The sequence below is a fragment of the Actinomycetospora sp. C-140 genome (assembly GCF_054796175.1).
Window position 1 is genome coordinate 36,266 of sequence record NZ_JBTWNF010000022.1, and the last position, 18,467, is coordinate 54,732.

Genomic DNA, 18,467 nt, shown 5'->3' on the forward strand with positions numbered 1-18,467 from the left:
CGTTCTGACCGCCGCTCCCCAGGCCAGGATTCGATGACGATCACTTCTCGCGCTCGGCGCGTCGCCGAGGCACCCCTGGGTGTCCTCGACACCCTCGGCGACCAGGCGTCGTTCTTCGCGCGCACCATCGGGTGGATCCCGAAGTCGGTCACGCGCTACCAGCGCGAGGTCCTCCGTCTGCTCACCGAGGTGGCCTTCGGGTCGGGAGCGCTCGCGCTCATCGGCGGCACGGTGGTCATCGTCGGCACGCTGACCTTCTTCACCGGCAGCGTCGTCGGCCTCCAGGGCTACTCGGCGCTGAACCAGATCGGCACCTCGGCGTTCGCGGGCTTCGTGACCGCGTACTTCAACACCCGCGAGGTCGCGCCGCTGGTGTCGGCGCTGGCGCTGTCCGCGACGGTCGGCGCCGGCTTCACCGCCCAGCTCGGCGCCCAGCGGGTGTCGGAGGAGATCGACGCGCTCGAGGTCATGGCGGTGCCCTCGCTGCCGTTCCTGGTCACCACCCGCGTGGTCGCCGGGTTCATCGCGGTCATCCCGCTCTACGTCATCGGCCTCGTGAGCTCGTACCTCGCGTCCCGGCTGCTCGTCACGAACTTCTACACGCAGTCGCCGGGAACGTACGACCACTACTTCAACCTCTTCCTGCCACCGCAGGACGTGGTCTATTCGTTCGCGAAAGTGCTCGTCTTCGCCTTCGCGATCATCCTCGTGCACTGCTACTACGGCTACAACGCCAGCGGCGGGCCGGCCGGGGTGGGCGTCGCGGTCGGCAACGCCGTCCGGAACTCGATCGTCATCTTCAACATCCTCGACAACCTGCTGACGCTGGCCATCTGGGGCACCACGACCTCGATCAGGATCGCCGGATGAGCGCCCCGACCCAGACCATGGAGCGGGAGGACGAGGGCCCGCAGGTCAAGGACAAGCGCCCGCCGCTGAGCCCCACCCGGCGGCGCCTCAGCGGCCTGGTGCTGCTCCTGATCATGGCCCTGATCGTCGCGCTGTGCATCGCCAACTTCAACAAGGTGTTCAAGCCGGTCGAGACCGTCTACCTGCGGACGGACACGGTCGGCAACCAGCTCTCCAAGCAGGGCGACGTCAAGGTCCGCGGCGTCATCGTCGGCGAGATCAAGTCCGTCGACAGCGACGGGTCGGGCGCCGTGATCGAGATGGCGATGGACCCCGACTTCCTGCCGACCATCCCCAGCAACACCACGGCGATGCTCATCCCGAAGACGCTGTTCGGTGAGCGCTACGTCTCGCTCTCGATCCCGCCGAACGGGAGCTCGCGCCCCCTCGAGGAGGGCGACACGATCTCGCAGGACCGCTCGCAGAACGCCACCGAGACCGAGCAGGTGCTCAACAACCTGCTGCCGGTGCTCACGGCGGTGCAGCCCGAGAAGCTCTCGGACACCCTCGGTGCGGTCTCCCAGGCGCTGTCCGGACGCGGCAAGAACCTGGGCAACACCCTGGTGCTGCTCAACCAGTACGTCGAGGGCGTCATCCCCACGCTGCCCGACCTGCAGGCGAACCTGCGGGCGCTCGCCCCGACGGCGGACATCTACAACCAGGCGAGCCCGGACCTGATCACCGCGCTCGACAATCTCGTCACCACCAGCCGGACCCTCGTCGAGCAACGTGCGGCGTTCGAGTCGACGTTCCGCTCGGTGACCTCGGCGTCGGACACGACGACGGCGTTCCTCGCCGCGAACCGGGACAACATCATCGCGCTGGCCGCCTCCTCGCGGCCGACTCTCGAGACCCTCGCGCGCTACAGCTCCGAGTTCCCCTGCCTCCTGCGGCAGCTCACCGACGTGACGCCGCAGATCAACAACGTGCTCAGCCCGACCACCGGCGTCCAGATCGAAGCCGAGCTCACGATCGACAACGGCAAGTACGTCCCGGGTGAGGAACCTCAGTACCTCGATGACCGCGGACCGCGGTGCTACCAGATCGAGGGCCAGGCGCCTCAGGTGCCGCCCGGCGGGCAGATCCGGGACGGAACGAACCCGATCGACGTCTCGCGCGGCACCCAGGACGCCTACGCCGGCGGGCAGGGCGGCCAGATCGACGACGAGTCGAACACCGGTGACCAGTCCGCGTCGACGGCGCGGACCGGGAACCGTGACAACGGCGGCGGGCAGACCGAGGGCCAGGCGGCTCCGGGCCGCGTCGACGGCGCCAACATCGGCCTGCCGAACAGTCCCAACTCGCCCGAGGAGCGCCGCCTGGTGACCGAGGTGACGGCCATGCAGATGGGGATCGCACCGGCGCAGGTGCCCTCCTTCGCTCCGTACCTCACCGCGGGCACACTGCGTGGGGCCCCGGCGGTGGTCCGGTGAGGGGTATCGCGTCGCCGCTGATCAAGCTGGCGATCTTCACGCTCGTGACCGTGCTGTCCGTGGCGCTGCTGGCCACGGCCATCCAGAACTCGTACTTCGGCAGTACCCAGGAGTACAAGGCGCGCTTCACGGACGCGTCCGGCCTCATCTCCGGCAGCGACGTCCGCATCGCCGGCGTCCGGGTCGGCCAGGTGACCGACGTGCAGCTCGTCGACCGCAACGTCGCCGAGGTGTCGTTCAAGGTCGATGAGGCCCGCAAGCTCCCGACGGGGTCGATCTTCTCGATCAAGTACCAGAACCTGGTTGGTCAGCGGTATCTCGAGGTCGCCCGTGGCAACGGGCCGATGAACGCGATGCTGCGACCCGGCGCCACGGTCCCCGAGAGCCAGACCCGACCGCCACTCAATCTGACGGTCGTGTTCAACGGCTTCAAGCCGCTGTTCCAGGCGCTGAACCCGACCGACATCAACCAGCTGTCGTTCGAGATCATCCAGGTGCTCCAGGGCGAGGGCGGCACGGTCAACTCGCTGCTGGCCCGGACCGCGTCGCTGACGTCGACGATCGCCGATCGCGACGCCGTGATCGGCTCGCTGATCAACAACCTGAACTCCGTCCTCGACACGGTCAACGCGCGGGACGACCGGCTCTCCGGACTCATCGTCTCCTTGCAACAGCTGGTCAGCGGCCTGGCCGCCGATCGCGTCCGGATCGGGGAGACCCTGCAGCCCATCGCGGACCTGACGAACGCGACGGCCGGCCTCCTCTCCGACGCCCGTCCGCCGCTGCGCGACGACATCGTGCGGCTGGGGCAGCTGTCGTCCAACCTCAACGACAACCGGGGCCTCGTGGAGAACTTCCTACGCCTCACCCCGCAGAAGGCGAACAACTTCGGTCGCGCCGGCAGCTACGGCTCGTGGTTCAACTTCTACCTCTGCGCAGTGGGCGGAACCGTCAGCTTCGATCCCCTTCCCCTGCCACCGATCGACCTCGGGTCCGCCATCCAACTCCCTGATACGGCGCAGCGATGCAACGGATGAAGCCGTTCCGCAAGCGGAACCCCCTGCCCATCGGCGCAGCCAGCCTGGCGATCCTGCTGCTGCTCATGGCCGCGTCCTTGAACATCAAGGACCTGCCGCTGATCGGTCAGGGCCCGACGTACACCGCGCGGTTCAGCGAGTCGGCCGGCGTGCTGCCCGACGACGACGTCCGGGTCGCGGGCATCCGCGTCGGGACGGTCACCGATCTCGAGCTCGACGGCCCGGATGTCGTCATCTCGTTCAAGGCCCCGGACGCCTGGATCGGGGACCGGACGTCGGCGTCGATCGAGATCAAGACGGTGCTCGGGCAGAAGTACATCGCCCTCGACCCGGCCGGCGACCAGCCGCTCGACCCGGACCAGACGATCCCGCGGCAGCGCACCCGCGCACCGTTCGACGTCATCCAGGCGTTCTCCCAGCTCTCGACGACCGTCGAGGACCTCAACACCGACCAGCTGGCCCAGAGCCTCGGTGTGCTCTCGCAGACCCTCGACGGGGCGGCCGGTCCCGTGCGGGGTGCGCTCGATGGCCTGAGCCGACTCTCGCGCACGATCTCGTCGCGCGACCAGGAGCTGAGCCGGCTGCTGGCCAACACCCGCACGACCACCCAGGTGCTGGCCGATCGTGACGCCGAGGTCGAGCGCCTCATCAACGACGGCAATCTCCTCCTGGGCGAGCTGCGGGCCCGCAAGGCGGCGATCGACAACCTCCTCAACGGCACGATCGCGCTCGCCGCGCAGCTGCGGGGGCTGGTCGCCGACAACGAGGCCACGCTGCGTCCGACCCTCGAAGAGCTCGACGGCGTCTTGTCGACGCTGCAGGAGAACTCGGCGAACCTCGAGAACGGCCTGCGGCTGCTGGCGCCGTTCGTGCGCGTCTTCGCCAACGTGGTCGGCAACGGCCGGTGGTTCGACGCCTACATCTGCAACCTCGACCCGCCGGGTGACCAGAACTGCGATCCGGGCTCGAGCCTCGGACCCGACAGTCTGACCGGGCTGTTCAATCCGGCCCTGCTCACGCAGATCCTGCAGGCCGCGCTGGCCCAGCTCGGCCAGGCGGCGTTGCCGGCCACGCCGGCCGCGCTGGCGAACGCGATCGCGGGGCTCACACCGGACAACCTCACCAAGCTCCAGGGCCTGCTCACCGGGGGCGGCGCGAACGGCAGTCTCACCCCGCAACAGCTCCAGATCCTCTTCCCGAACGGGGTGCCCGACGTGAACGCGTTGACGAACGCGCTCGCCGGCGCTCCCGGTGCGGCGGCGACGCCCGGCGAGGGCGCGGCTCCTGGCACCACCGGCGCCCAGGGCGGAGGTAACTGATGTCGAACCGTCTCGTCACCTTCTTCGAGAGCGCCTCGCGCACACTGGCCGTGGCCGTCGTGCTGGCTCTGCTCGCGACCGTCGGGCTCTGGTACGCCCTGCAGCGCGGGACCCAGCGCACCGTCACGGCGTACTTCAACAACACGGTCGGCCTCTACATCGACAACGAGGTCACGATCCAGGGCATCCCGGTGGGTTCCGTCGACGACATCGTGCCGCAGGGCAACGTCGTGCGGGTCGTGCTCAAGGTCGACAACGACGCCCCCGTGATGGCCGACCCGCAGGCCGTCATCGTCGCTCCTACGCTCGTCAGCGACCGCTATATCCAGCTCGGCCCGACCTACACCGGCGGCCCCCAGCTGGCCGACGGCGCGGTCATCCCGGTCGAGCGCACGGCGACCCCGGTCGAGCTCGACCGCGTCTACCAAAGCCTCGACACCATCGCGAAGGCCCTCGGACCGAACGGCGCGAACCGGACCGGTGCGCTCAACCAGCTGCTGCGGTCGTCGGCGGGCGCCCTCGGCGGGAATGGCGAGCTCCTCAAGAGCACCATCACCGAGCTCGGCGGCGCGGTCGGCACGCTCGCCGACAACCGCGACAACCTGTTCGCGACCGTCGACAACCTCGGGCAGTTCACGAACATGCTCGCCCGCAACGACGGGGCGGTCCGCGACCTCAACAACCAGCTCCAGGACATCGCGGGCTTCCTCGCCTCGGAGCGTGGGAACCTGTCGACGGTGCTGGCGACCCTGCCGCCGGCGCTGGACGACGTCGCCCGCTTCATCCGGGACAACCGCGACATCCTGCGGACCGACGTCAACAAGCTCGCGAACATCACCGACATCCTGGTTCGCCAGCGGGCCGCGCTGACCGAGTTCGCCAACGTGGCGCCGCTGGCGCTGGGCAACCTGACGAACTCGTACAACGCCAAGTCCGGGACCCTCGACGTGCGACCGGTGCTCGCGCCGGAACTGCTGGGTGCCGGTCTGGACCCCCGGGCCCTCATCTGCAGCCTGCTGGTCAATCAGCCGGGCCTGCCGAACGCTCTCCAGGCGCCCCTCGACCCGGTCCTCACGAACGTCGCGCGGGCTTCCACGGTGTGTGGCGCCATCCTGGGCGGGACGAACAAGCAGGGCCAGGTCGTCAACAACTCCCCGCTCGGGCTGTCGCTGGCGCCGATCCAGGACCTGCTGAAGGTGCTCAACAGCCAGCCGTCCCTGGACGCCCTGGTGCCCGTCACCGCCCTGGCACCCGGGGCACAGCCCGGCGCGGCGGGCGGGGCGCCCGGGGCCGAGGGCGCGCCCGCGAACGCCCCCGGCGCGACACCGACCCAGCCGGGCGCCGGCATCCTCGGCTTCGAGACCCTCGGAGGTGGGCAGTGAGCGCGCCGCGAACGGACTCCGGTACCCGGCCTCGACGGGTACGGGTGGCGACCCTGCTGGTCGTGGCGCTGTTCGCGCTGACCGGCTGCGGCTTCCAGTCGCTCCAGGAGCTCCCGTTGCCCGGCGGAGCGGCACTCGGCCCGGACCCCTATACGGTCACGGCCCAGTTCTCGAACGTCGTCGACCTCGTGCCCAACAACAGCGTGCGGGTGAACGACGTGCCGGTGGGCGTGGTCAAGGAGGTCTCGCTCGCGCCCGACGGGTGGACCGCGCAGGTCACCGTCGAGGTCAACGGCGCGGTCGTCCTGCCGGCGAACGCCACGGCCAAGCTGCGCCAGACGAGCCTCCTCGGTGAGAAGTTCGTCGAGCTCCTGCCGTCACCCACCGAGGCGCCGCAGGGCCGACTGGCCGCGGGTGCCGTGATCCCGGTCGATCGCACCGACGTGGGTGCCCAGGTCGAGGAGGTCCTCGGGGCACTCTCGCTGCTGCTCAACGGCGGCGGCGTCGAGAAGATCCAGACCATCTCGCGGGAGCTCAACGCCGCGACGACGGGGAACGAGGCGCAGCTGCGCTCGCTGCTCACGAACCTCGACACCCTGGTCAGCGGGCTGGATCGGCAGAAGGCCGACATCGTCCGGGCCATCGACTCGCTCGAGCGCCTGACGCGCACGCTCGTGGACCAGCGAGCGAAGATCGCCAACGTCATCGACAACCTCGGCCCCGGCCTCGACGTGCTCAACCAGCAACGCGGCCTGCTGGTGCAGACCCTGCAGTCGCTGAACCGGCTCTCGGACGTCGGCACCGATGTCATCCGGCGGAGCCAGGCGAACACGGTGGCTGATCTCCGGGCGCTCCAGCCGATCCTGCGCAACCTCGTCGAGGCCGGCGACGCGTTGCCCGGCTCGCTCCAGATCCTGCTGACGATCCCGTTCGCGGACAACTCGCTCAACGTCATCAAGGGCGACTTCGCGAACATCGACGTGAGCCTCCAGATCAACCTGCAGCAACTCCTGACGACAATCCTGAACAGCCCTGAGGTGCCCGGGGTCGACGCGATCTTCAAGCTGCTGCAGACGCCGGGGACCACCCCGCAGGCGGGAGCGGCGGCGCGCGGAGGCGCGGGCTCGACGAACACCGCCGGCCTGGTTCCCCAGCTTCCCGGCCTCGGTGGAGGGAACGGCGGATGATCGGCACGAAGACGCTGCGCCTCGTGGCGCTGTTCGCGGTCATCTCGATCGTGGGCATCGGTTACGTCGGCCTGCGCTACGTCGGCGCGGACTCGCTCATCGGCCTCGGCCCCTACGTCGTGAAGGTGGAGCTGGCCGACTCCGGCGGGATCTTCCCCGACGCCTCGGTGAGCTACCGCGGCGTGGAGATCGGCAAGGTGGGCGACATGCGGGTCACCCCGCAGGGGCTCGAGGTCGACCTCGAGATCGAGAAGGACTCCCCCGACGTCCCCGCGTCCTCCACCGCGGTGATCACCAACAGGTCGGCGGTCGGGGAGCAGTTCGTCGACCTGCAGCCGCCGTCCGACGCCGGGCCCTACCTCGACGACGGGTCGGTCATCCCGCAGCAGCAGACCCGGACCCCGGTGCCGGTCGACCAGCTGCTCGCCGACCTGAACTCCCTGGCCACGTCGGTGCCGCTCCCCGAGCTGCGGACCACGGTCGACGAGCTCTACAAGGCGTTCGACCGCGCCGGGCCGGACCTCCAGCGGCTGCTCGACGGCACGAACGCGCTCATCCCGGACGCGATCCGCAACCTGCCGCAGTTCACCCAGCTGCTGCGTGACGGGCGGATCGTGCTGAACACGCAGGCGTCCCTCGGGCCGCAGATCATCTCCTTCAGCCGCGACCTGCAGCTGTTCACCGCGCAGCTCAAGGCGGACGACCCCAATCTGCGTCGATTGGTCAACTCCGCGCCGCCGGCAGCTCGCGAGCTCGAAGGACTCATCCGCGACGTGGGGCCCGACCTGAGCCGCACCATCGCGAACCTGCTGACGGTCTCTCGCATCCTCGAACCACGCCAGACCGCGATCCAACAGGTCCTCGTGACCTACCCGGCCCTCTCGGCGGCCGCGCCGTCGGTGCTCAAGGACGCGAACGATCCCGGGCCCGACGGACGTGTCCACTTCGGCCTCGTGCTGAACGTCGCCGACCCGCCCTACTGCCGCAACGGCTATCTGCAGCCCGACGCGGGATGGCGGCCGGCGACGGCCAAGGACTTCCTCCCGATGGACACGAGCGTCCGCTGCAACGAGGCGCCACCCGTCGACGTCCGCGGCGCCCAGAACCTGCCCGCGCCGTACGACTCGGAGAACCCTGGGAGCCCCGCCGACGCGGGCGGATCCGGGTCGACGCAGAATGCTCCCCAGGACGCGACCGCGCTGGCCTCGCTGCCGGCGGGCGGTGTCCTGGCGGGCAGTGAGCGAGGAGCCCCACCGGTGATCATCCCGGGTATGGGCACCGACTGACCCGAGCAGCACGACCGCCGGGACCCCGAGACCCGGCGGACGACCTGAGGAGCTGAGCGCCACGTCTTCCACGGACACGGCCGACAAGCCCACCGAGACCACCGACGGTTCCCCGGACGCCGAGGCCACGGCCGCCACGCGTCGTCGTCGGACCATCACGGTGCTGGCGATCCTGACCGTCCTGGCCCTCGCGGCCGCCGTCGTCAGCGGCGTCTACTGGTGGTCGGGCACGCAGAGCGAGAACGCGACCTCCGCAGCTATGCGTGACGAGGCGACCGACGCCGCCCAGCAGATCGCCGTCAACATCAACACGGTGCGGCCGTCGACGCTGGACGCCGACCTCAACGCCGCGCAGACCTCGCTCACCGAGCCGATGCTCGGTGAGTACCAGCGGGTCCGGCAGCAGTTCGCCGAGAACCTGCGCCAGGCGCAGGCGGAGGTCATCGCGACCCCGGTCTCCGCGGCCCTGACCGCGTTCGATCCGCAGCACGACCCGCCGACCGCCTCGGCGATCGTCGCGATCGACGTCAACGCCCGCAGCGCCACGGCGCAGCCCCAGTCCAAGCAGCAGCTGTTCCTCGTCGAGATGATCCGCACGCCGGAAGGCTGGAAGGCCTCCAAGGCGACGCCCTCGACCGGCCAGCAGTAGCTCGGCGACCCAGAAAGGGGGAGTGACCGTGCCACCCCGCTCCCGCACGAAGCCCGGCTCGACCAACCGTCGCCCCAAGGTCGCCGGCCTGCGCCAGCACGCCCACGCCGGCGCGGCCGCACCGGGCGTCGACGACGACCTGGACCTCGAGGACTCCCTCACCGAGGCCCCTGAGTCCACCGCCACGGAGACCTCGGAGACGCCGCGCGACGCCGCTCCCGAGGCACCGGACGAGGCCGGGGAGGCCGAGGACGCCACCGGAGCCTCGGCGACGGCCGACACCACCGAGGCGCCCGCGGCCGACGCCGCGGACGTCACGGACACCACGGCGCTCCCGACGGGGGCCACCGAGCCCGCGGAGAACGCTGACACCGCCGGGGACGCCACGGCGTCCGCGGCGACCGCGGACGCCACCGACACGACGAACACCACGGACGCCGCCGGCACCACCGACGCGACCGAGGCGACCGCCACGGCCGCCACGACCGACGCCGACGACGCCACCGAGGCGACGGACGACGCCTCGGTCGAGGCGGCGACGACCGCCACCGCGAGCACCACCACGCGCGCCGGCAAGGTCCGTCGCGGCTCCGGGATGGCCCCGCGCGCCTCGGCGCCTACGACGGAGCGGCCGCGTCGCGCCGCGGACGACATCGCCGCGTCCCCGACGCGCACGGCGCGCCCGGTGCGCACCGGTGACCGGAAGACCGAGCCCGCCGCCCCGAGCCGCCTCGACGGCGTCCGCGAGCGCCTCCGGACGTTCGGCGACTCGCGCGCTCTGCCGATCACGCTCGTCGCCGTCATCGTCGTGTGCCTCGTGCTCGCGGGCCTGGCGTTCTGGCAGGGCCGTCAGGCGTGGACCAGCGGCCCGGTGAGCAACCAGGCGACGGTCGACGTCGGCGGCACCGCGGAGCTGGTCGGGCAGAGCCGCGAGTCCATCGAGAAGATCTTCTCCTACGACTTCTCGAAGCTCGACGACTCGGTCGACGCCGCGCGGCAGATGTCCACCGGCCAGTTCACCGACCGCTACCTCTCGGTGTTCGACCAGACGATCCGGCAGCCGGCGCAGCAGCAGCAGCTGCGCCAGACCGCGACCGTCGTGAACATCGGCGTGGTCTCCATGAACGGCGACCGGGCCGAGGTCATGGCGCTGACCCAGTTCTCCGCTCAGCGCACCACGACCGGCCAGTCGACGAATGCCCCGGGTCTGCTGCGTCTGCAGATGGAGCGGGTCGACGGGCGCTGGAAGCTGGCCGAGCTGACGCCGCTGACCGCCAACCGCTGATCACCCCGACGACGCGCCGGGCGCGCCACGACGACACCGTGGCGTGCCCGGCGCGTTCGCGTGTGCCCTGACCTGCACCGAACCCGGTCGGGTCGTGGGAATGACGCCGGGCGCGCCCCACTTGACTCCGGGGGCACGGGCGGTCACTCTGTTCGCAGCGCGGCACCCCGCGTCCGACCCCGGAGGTCGATCCCGCCCCAGGCGGAGAATCCCTCTCGGCGCGTCACGAGGGGGGCCGTTCGACAGGTGCCACCATGCGTGGCTAGACTGTCGGATCGCGCTGCCCTACGTCTGTCCGCCCCCTCGTGTGTCGACGCACGGGCCGCGCCCCCGCCGCCCGGGTCGCTGCGCTGCTTTCCGGACGGTACAGCTACTGACAGCGTTCAGACAGCGTTGTTCCGGAAGGACGCATCTTGGCAGTTACCCGCGCCACCAAGGTCTCGAACCACCACGCGTCGTTCCCCGGGGCACCCACCCGGGTCTCCTTCGCCAAGCTGGACCAGCCCCTCGAGGTTCCCGACCTGCTCGCCCTGCAGACCCAGTCGTTCGAGTGGCTGGTCGGCAGCGAGGAGTGGTTCGAGCGTCGCGTGGAGGCGGGTGAGGAGCTCCCCGCCGGTGGCCTGGAGGAGGTCCTCGCCGAGATCTCGCCGATCGAGGACTTCTCCGGCTCGATGAGCCTGTCCTTCTCCGACCCGCGCTTCGACGAGGTCAAGGCCTCCGTCGAGGAGTGCAAGGACAAGGACATGACGTACTCGGCGCCCCTGTTCGTCACCGCCGAGTTCACCAACAACACCACCGGTGAGATCAAGAGCCAGACGGTCTTCATGGGCGACTTCCCCGTGATGACCGACAAGGGCACCTTCATCATCAACGGCACCGAGCGCGTCGTCGTGTCGCAGCTCGTGCGTTCCCCCGGGGTGTACTTCGACCGCACGGTCGACAAGACGACCGACAAGGACGTCTTCAGCGTCAAGATCATCCCCAGCCGCGGCGCGTGGCTGGAGTTCGACGTCGACAAGCGCGACACCGTCGGCGTGCGCATCGACCGCAAGCGCCGCCAGCCGGTCACCGTGCTGCTGAAGGCGCTGGGCTGGACCACCGAGCAGATCCAGGAGAAGTTCCACTTCTCCGAGACGCTGCTGGCCACCCTGGAGAAGGACTCGACCGCCGGGCAGGACGAGGCCCTGCTCGACATCTACCGCAAGCTGCGTCCGGGCGAGCCGCCGACGCGCGAGAGCGCGCAGACGCTGCTGGAGAACCTCTTCTTCAAGGACAAGCGCTACGACCTCGCGAAGGTCGGCCGCTACAAGGTCAACAAGAAGCTGGGCTCGGACGTCGAGCCGTCGGTCGGCACGCTGACCGAGGACGACATCATCAACACGATCTCCTACCTCGTGCGCCTGCACGCGGGGGAGACCGAGGTCGAGGCCCCCGACGGCTCCGGCGAGATCCCCGTCGAGACCGACGACATCGACCACTTCGGCAACCGCCGCCTGCGCACCGTCGGCGAGCTCATCCAGAACCAGATCCGGGTGGGCCTCTCCCGCATGGAGCGCGTCGTGCGCGAGCGCATGACGACCCAGGACGTCGAGGCGATCACGCCGCAGACCCTGATCAACATCCGGCCGGTCGTGGCCGCGATCAAGGAGTTCTTCGGCACCTCGCAGCTCTCGCAGTTCATGGACCAGACCAACCCGCTCGCGGGCCTGACCCACAAGCGCCGGCTCTCGGCGCTGGGTCCGGGTGGTCTGTCCCGTGAGCGCGCGGGCATGGAGGTCCGCGACGTCCACCCGTCGCACTACGGCCGCATGTGCCCGATCGAGACGCCGGAAGGCCCGAACATCGGTCTGATCGGCTCGCTGTCGAGCTTCGCGCGGGTCAACCCGTTCGGTTTCATCGAGACGCCGTACCGCAAGGTCGTCGACGGGGTCGTCATCGACCAGATCGACTACCTCACCGCCGACGAGGAGGACCGCTTCGTCGTCGCGCAGGCCAACGCGCCGCTCGACGAGGACGGCCACTTCACCGAGGACCGCGTGCTGGTGCGCCGCAAGGGCGGCGACGTCGACCTCATCGCGCCCGGGCGCGTGGACTACATGGACGTCTCGCCGCGCCAGATGGTGTCGGTCGCGACGGCCATGATCCCGTTCCTCGAGCACGACGACGCCAACCGCGCCCTGATGGGCGCGAACATGCAGCGCCAGTCGGTGCCGCTGCTGCGCTCGGAGTCGCCGCTGGTCGGCACGGGCATGGAGCTGCGGGCCGCCGTCGACGCCGGTGACGTCATCGCCACCGACCGCGCCGGCGTCATCGAGGAGCTCTGCGCGGACTACATCACGATCATGGACGACGAGGGTCAGCGCACGACCCACCGTCTCCACAAGTTCACGCGGTCCAACCAGGGCACCTGCATCAACCAGAAGCCGATCGTCGCCGAGGGCGACCGCGTCGAGGCCGGCCAGGTCCTCGCCGACGGTCCCTGCACCGAGGACGGCGAGATGGCCCTCGGGAAGAACCTCCTCGTGGCGATCATGCCGTGGGAGGGCCACAACTACGAGGACGCGATCATCCTGAGCCAGCGCCTGGTGCAGGACGACGTGCTCACCTCGATCCACATCGAGGAGCACGAGATCGACGCCCGCGACACCAAGCTGGGTGCCGAGGAGATCACGCGGGACATCCCGAACGTCTCCGAGGAGGTCCTGGCCGACCTCGACGAGCGCGGCATCATCCGCATCGGCGCCGAGGTCGCGGACGGCGACATCCTCGTCGGCAAGGTGACCCCGAAGGGCGAGACCGAGCTGACCCCCGAGGAGCGCCTGCTGCGCGCCATCTTCGGTGAGAAGGCCCGCGAGGTGCGCGACACCTCGCTGAAGGTCCCGCACGGCGAGACCGGCAAGGTCATCGGCATCCGGGTGTTCTCCCGCGACGACGACGACGAGCTGCCGCCCGGGGTCAACGAGCTGGTCCGCGTCTACGTGGCCCAGAAGCGCAAGATCTCCGAGGGCGACAAGCTCGCCGGCCGCCACGGCAACAAGGGCGTCATCGGCAAGATCCTGCCGGTCGAGGACATGCCGTTCCTCGCCGACGGGACGCCGGTGGACATCGTCCTCAACACCCACGGCGTGCCGCGACGCATGAACATCGGCCAGGTCCTCGAGACCCACCTCGGGTGGATCGCGAAGAGCGGCTGGGAGGTCGACCCGGACAACACGGCCGAGTGGGCCGTGACGATGCCCGACGACATGCGGCACGTGCCGCCGGACACGAACACCGCGACGCCGGTGTTCGACGGCGCGCGGCAGGCCGAGATCTCGGGGCTGCTCGGGTCGACGCTGCCCAACCGCGACGGCGTGCGGCTGGTCGGCGAGGACGGCAAGGCGCAGATCTTCGACGGACGTACCGGCGAGCCCTACCCGCACCAGATCGCGGTGGGCTACATGTACATCCTCAAGCTGCTGCACCTCGTGGACGACAAGATCCACGCCCGGTCGACGGGGCCGTACTCGATGATCACCCAGCAGCCGCTGGGCGGGAAGGCGCAGTTCGGTGGCCAGCGCTTCGGCGAGATGGAGTGCTGGGCGATGCAGGCCTACGGCGCGGCGTACACGCTGCAGGAGCTGCTGACGATCAAGTCCGACGACGTGCTCGGCCGCGTGAAGGTCTACGAGGCCATCGTCAAGGGCGAGAACATCCCCGAGCCCGGTATCCCCGAGTCGTTCAAGGTGCTGCTCAAGGAGCTCCAGTCGCTGTGCCTCAACGTGGAGGTGCTGTCCTCGGACGGCGCGGCCATCGAGATGCGCGACGGCGACGACGAGGACCTCGAGCGCGCGGCCGCGAACCTCGGCATCAACCTCTCGCGCAACGAGTCGCCGTCGGTCGACGACGTCGTGAACTGACCTCGCGAGCCGGCCCCGGGCACCCCGGGGCCGGCCTGTGGGCCCCCTCTAGAAAACAGCTCACCCATCCAGGGGAGAACCTTTGCTCGACGTCAACTTCTTCGACGAGCTGCGGATCGGTCTGGCCACCGCCGACGACATCCGCCAGTGGTCCTTCGGCGAGGTCAAGAAGCCCGAGACCATCAACTACCGCACGCTCAAGCCCGAGAAGGACGGCCTCTTCTGCGAGAAGATCTTCGGCCCCACTCGGGACTGGGAGTGCTACTGCGGCAAGTACAAGCGCGTCCGCTTCAAGGGCATCATCTGTGAGCGCTGCGGCGTCGAGGTGACCCGGGCCAAGGTGCGCCGCGAGCGCATGGGCCACATCGAGCTGGCCGCGCCGGTCACGCACATCTGGTACTTCAAGGGCGTCCCCTCGCGCCTGGGCTACCTGCTCGACCTGGCGCCCAAGGACCTCGAGAAGATCATCTACTTCGCTGCCTACGTGATCACCGAGGTGAACACCGAGCAGCGCCACAACGACCAGTCGACGCTCGAGAACGAGATCTCGGGTGAGCGCAAGCGTCTCGAGAGCCAGCGCGACAACGACCTCGAGGCCCGCGCCCAGAAGCTCGAGAGCGACATCGCCGAGCTCGAGTCCGAGGGCGCGAAGTCCGACGTGCGGCGCAAGGTCAAGGAGGGCGGCGAGCGCGAGATGCGCCAGCTGCGCGACCGTGCGCAGCGCGAGCTCGACCGCCTCGACGAGGTCTGGACGACCTTCGTCAAGCTCGACCGCGGCCAGCTCATCTCGGACGAGACGCTCTACCGCGAGCTCTACGACCGCTACGCCGACTACTTCACCGGTGCCATGGGTGCCGAGGCGATCCAGAAGCTCCTGGAGACCTTCGACATCGACGCCGAGGCCGACAACCTCCGCGAGACCATCCGCAGCGGCAAGGGGCAGCGCAAGCTGCGCGCGCTCAAGCGGCTCAAGGTCGTCGCGGCGTTCCAGGCCACCGGCAACCGGCCCACCGGCATGGTGCTCGACTGCGTCCCGGTCATCCCGCCGGACCTGCGCCCGATGGTGCAGCTCGACGGCGGCCGCTTCGCGACGTCGGACCTCAACGACCTGTACCGCCGGGTCATCAACCGCAACAACCGCCTCAAGCGACTGATCGACCTCGGTGCGCCCGAGATCATCGTCAACAACGAGAAGCGGATGCTGCAGGAGGCCGTCGACGCGCTGTTCGACAACGGCCGCCGCGGCCGCCCGGTCACCGGGCCGGGCAACCGCCCGCTGAAGTCGCTGTCCGACCTGCTCAAGGGCAAGCAGGGCCGGTTCCGCCAGAACCTGCTCGGCAAGCGCGTCGACTACTCGGGCCGCTCGGTCATCGTCGTCGGCCCGCAGCTCAAGCTGCACCAGTGCGGCCTGCCCAAGCAGATGGCGCTCGAGCTGTTCAAGCCGTTCGTCATGAAGCGGCTGGTCGACCTCAACCACGCCCAGAACATCAAGTCCGCGAAGCGGATGGTCGAGCGTCAGCGCGGCCAGGTCTGGGACGTGCTCGAGGAGGTCATCAACGAGCACCCGGTGATGCTGAACCGGGCGCCCACGCTGCACCGCCTCGGCATCCAGGCCTTCGAGCCGCAGCTGGTCGAGGGCAAGGCGATCCAGCTGCACCCGCTGGTCTGCGAGGCGTTCAACGCCGACTTCGACGGCGACCAGATGGCGGTCCACCTGCCGCTGTCCGCCGAGGCGCAGGCCGAGGCCCGCATCCTCATGCTGTCGGCGAACAACATCCTCTCGCCGGCGTCGGGCAAGCCGCTGGCCATGCCGCGCCTCGACATGGTGACCGGCCTGTACTACCTCACCCAGCGCACCGAGGGTGCCACCGGTGAGGGTCAGGCCTACTCGTCGGCCGCCGAGGCGATCATGGCGTACGACCTGGGGTCGCTCGACCTCCAGGCGCCGATCAAGATCCGCCTCAGCGAGACGGTCGTGCCCGGTCCGGGCATGACCAACGGCGAGTACGAGCCGGGCAAGCCGTGGCTGGCCGAGACGACGCTGGGCCGGGTGCTCTTCAACGAGCTGCTGCCGGAGGACTACCCCTTCGTCAACGACCAGCTCCCGAAGAAGCGCCAGGCAGCGATCATCAACGACCTGGCCGAGCGCTACTCGATGACCGAGGTCGCGATGACCCTGGACCGGCTCAAGGACGCCGGCTTCCACTGGGCCACGCGCTCCGGGGTCACCATCGCCATCGACGACGTCGTCGTGCCCCCGCGCAAGCAGGAGATCCTCGACGAGTACGAGGGCCGCGCGGAGCAGGTCAACAAGCGCTACCAGCGCGGTGCGCTCTCCTACCAGGAGCGCAACGACGAGATGGTGCGCATCTGGGGCCAGGCCACAGAGGAGGTGGCGAAGGCGATGGAGGACAACTTCCCCGCCGACAACTCCATCTCCAAGATCGTCGCCTCGGGCGCGGCCGGCAACATGACCCAGGTCCGCCAGCTGGCGGGCATGAAGGGTCTGGTCGCCAACCCGAAGGGCGAGTTCATCCCGCGCCCGATCAAGTCGAACTTCCGCGAGGGCTTCTCGGTCGTCGAGTACTTCATCTCGACGCACGGCACCCGCAAGGGTCTCGCCGACACCGCCCTGCGCACCGCCGACTCGGGCTACCTGACCCGGCGCCTGGTCGACGTGTCCCAGGACGTCATCGTCCGCGAGGTCGACTGCGGCACCGAGCGCGGCATCCCGATGCCGATCGGCGAGGAGGGCCCCGACGGGACCCTCGTGCGCGACGTGCACGTCGACACCAGCGTCTACACCCGCACGGCGGCCTCGGCCGTCACGGACGACGCGGGCAACGAGCTGCTCGGCCGCGGCGCCGACATCGGTCAGCAGGCGATCGACGCCCTCCTGGGCGCCGGCGTCGGCAAGGTCCGGGTCCGCAGCGTCCTGACCTGCGACTCGGCGCAGGGCGTCTGCGCGATGTGCTACGGCCGCTCGCTGGCGACCGGCAAGCTCGTCGACGTCGGCGAGGCGGTCGGCATCGTCGCCGCCCAGTCGATCGGTGAGCCCGGCACGCAGCTCACGATGCGCACCTTCCACACCGGTGGCGTCGCGGGTGAGGACATCACCACGGGTCTGCCGCGTGTGCAGGAGCTCTTCGAGGCCCGCGTCCCGAAGGGCAAGGCGCCCATCGCCGACGTGGACGGCCGCATCCAGCTCGAGGACGGCGACAAGTTCTGGAAGATCACCCTCATCCCGGACGACGGGAGCGAGGAGGTCGTCTACGACAAGCTGTCCAAGCGCCAGCGGCTCGCGACCATCGCGGCCGACGGCTCCGAGCGCCCGCTGCAGGACGGCGACCACGTCGGCGTCGGCCAGCAGCTGCTCGAGGGCACGGCGGACCCGCACGAGGTGCTGCGCGTGATGGGCCCCCGCGAGGTGCAGCTGCACCTCGTCGACCAGGTGCAGAAGGTGTACCGGTCGCAGGGTGTGTCGATCCACGACAAGCACATCGAGGTCATCGTCCGGCAGATGCTGCGCCGGGTGACGATCATCGACTCGGGCGCCACCGAGTTCCTGCCCGGTGGTGTCGTCGACCGCGCCGAGTTCGAGGCGGCCAACCGCAAGGTGGTCTCCGAGGGCGGCGACCCGGCGGCGGCCCGCCCGGTGCTCATGGGCATCACCAAGGCCTCGCTGGCCACCGAGTCGTGGCTGTCCGCCGCCTCCTTCCAGGAGACGACGCGCATCCTCACGAACGCGGCCATCGAGGGGAAGTCCGACAGCCTCGTGGGGCTGAAGGAGAACGTGATCATCGGCAAGCTGATCCCGGCCGGCACCGGCATCAACCGGTACCGGAACATCCAGGTCCAGCCCACCGAGGAGGCCCGCGCGGCCGCCTACGCCCTGCCGAGCTACGACGACGGGTACTACGCCCCCGACGTGTTCGGCTCCGGCACCGGTGCCGCGGTCCCGCTCGACGACTACGACTTCGGGCAGTTCCGCTGATCTTCGGAGACGAAGCAGTCAGGAGAGCACGCCGATAGGGGAGCTCGACCATCGAGCCGTAGTCGCTGCACGACACCGGAGGGCGTT

The 18,467-nt window shown here is 69.7% G+C and carries 10 protein-coding genes and 1 pseudogene; all 11 read left to right on the forward strand.

Annotated elements, in window-relative coordinates; translation table 11 throughout:
- Positions 1–33: 33 nt before the first annotated feature.
- Positions 34–870 (forward strand): MlaE family ABC transporter permease, encoded by an 837-nt coding sequence (locus tag ACR9E3_RS28080; protein WP_285648718.1) that lies wholly within the window; start codon positions 34–36, stop codon positions 868–870.
- Positions 867–2,342: an MCE family protein gene (locus ACR9E3_RS28085; RefSeq protein ID WP_460384143.1), complete on the forward strand. Its 1,476-nt coding sequence runs from the start codon at positions 867–869 to the stop codon at positions 2,340–2,342. Before ACR9E3_RS28080 ends, ACR9E3_RS28085 begins: the two co-directional genes overlap by 4 nt.
- Entirely contained in the window at positions 2,339–3,379 is a 1,041-nt protein-coding gene (locus ACR9E3_RS28090; RefSeq protein WP_460384145.1) for an MCE family protein, read from the forward strand. Before ACR9E3_RS28085 ends, ACR9E3_RS28090 begins: the two co-directional genes overlap by 4 nt.
- A pseudogene (locus tag ACR9E3_RS28095) lies at positions 3,376–4,335 on the forward strand (MCE family protein); the annotation flags it as partial. The gene ACR9E3_RS28090 and the pseudogene ACR9E3_RS28095, both read left to right, overlap by 4 nt.
- A gap of 362 nt (positions 4,336–4,697) precedes the next feature.
- Positions 4,698–6,080 (forward strand): MCE family protein, encoded by a 1,383-nt coding sequence (locus ACR9E3_RS28100; protein WP_460384146.1) that lies wholly within the window; start codon positions 4,698–4,700, stop codon positions 6,078–6,080.
- A 44-nt stretch (positions 6,081–6,124) separates the two neighbouring features.
- Positions 6,125–7,267 carry an MCE family protein gene (locus ACR9E3_RS28105; protein WP_460384147.1) on the forward strand — a complete coding sequence of 381 codons (1,143 nt, stop codon included), beginning with the start codon at positions 6,125–6,127 and terminating at the stop codon, positions 7,265–7,267.
- Positions 7,264–8,553, forward strand: a complete 1,290-nt coding sequence (locus tag ACR9E3_RS28110; protein ID WP_460384148.1) for an MCE family protein — start codon at positions 7,264–7,266, stop codon at positions 8,551–8,553. The genes ACR9E3_RS28105 and ACR9E3_RS28110 overlap by 4 nt, the downstream gene beginning before the upstream one ends.
- Before the next feature lie 160 nt (positions 8,554–8,713).
- Positions 8,714–9,202 carry a hypothetical protein gene (locus ACR9E3_RS28115; RefSeq protein WP_460384150.1) on the forward strand — a complete coding sequence of 163 codons (489 nt, stop codon included), beginning with the start codon at positions 8,714–8,716 and terminating at the stop codon, positions 9,200–9,202.
- A gap of 28 nt (positions 9,203–9,230) precedes the next feature.
- Complete coding sequence (locus ACR9E3_RS28120) at positions 9,231–10,487, forward strand: hypothetical protein (protein ID WP_460384151.1); 1,257 nt, start codon at positions 9,231–9,233, stop codon at positions 10,485–10,487.
- A gap of 413 nt (positions 10,488–10,900) precedes the next feature.
- Complete coding sequence (gene rpoB / locus ACR9E3_RS28125) at positions 10,901–14,386, forward strand: DNA-directed RNA polymerase subunit beta (protein ID WP_460384152.1); 3,486 nt, start codon at positions 10,901–10,903, stop codon at positions 14,384–14,386.
- 82 nt (positions 14,387–14,468) lie between these two features.
- Positions 14,469–18,380: a DNA-directed RNA polymerase subunit beta' gene (locus ACR9E3_RS28130; RefSeq protein ID WP_460384154.1), complete on the forward strand. Its 3,912-nt coding sequence runs from the start codon at positions 14,469–14,471 to the stop codon at positions 18,378–18,380.
- Positions 18,381–18,467: the final 87 nt, after the last annotated feature.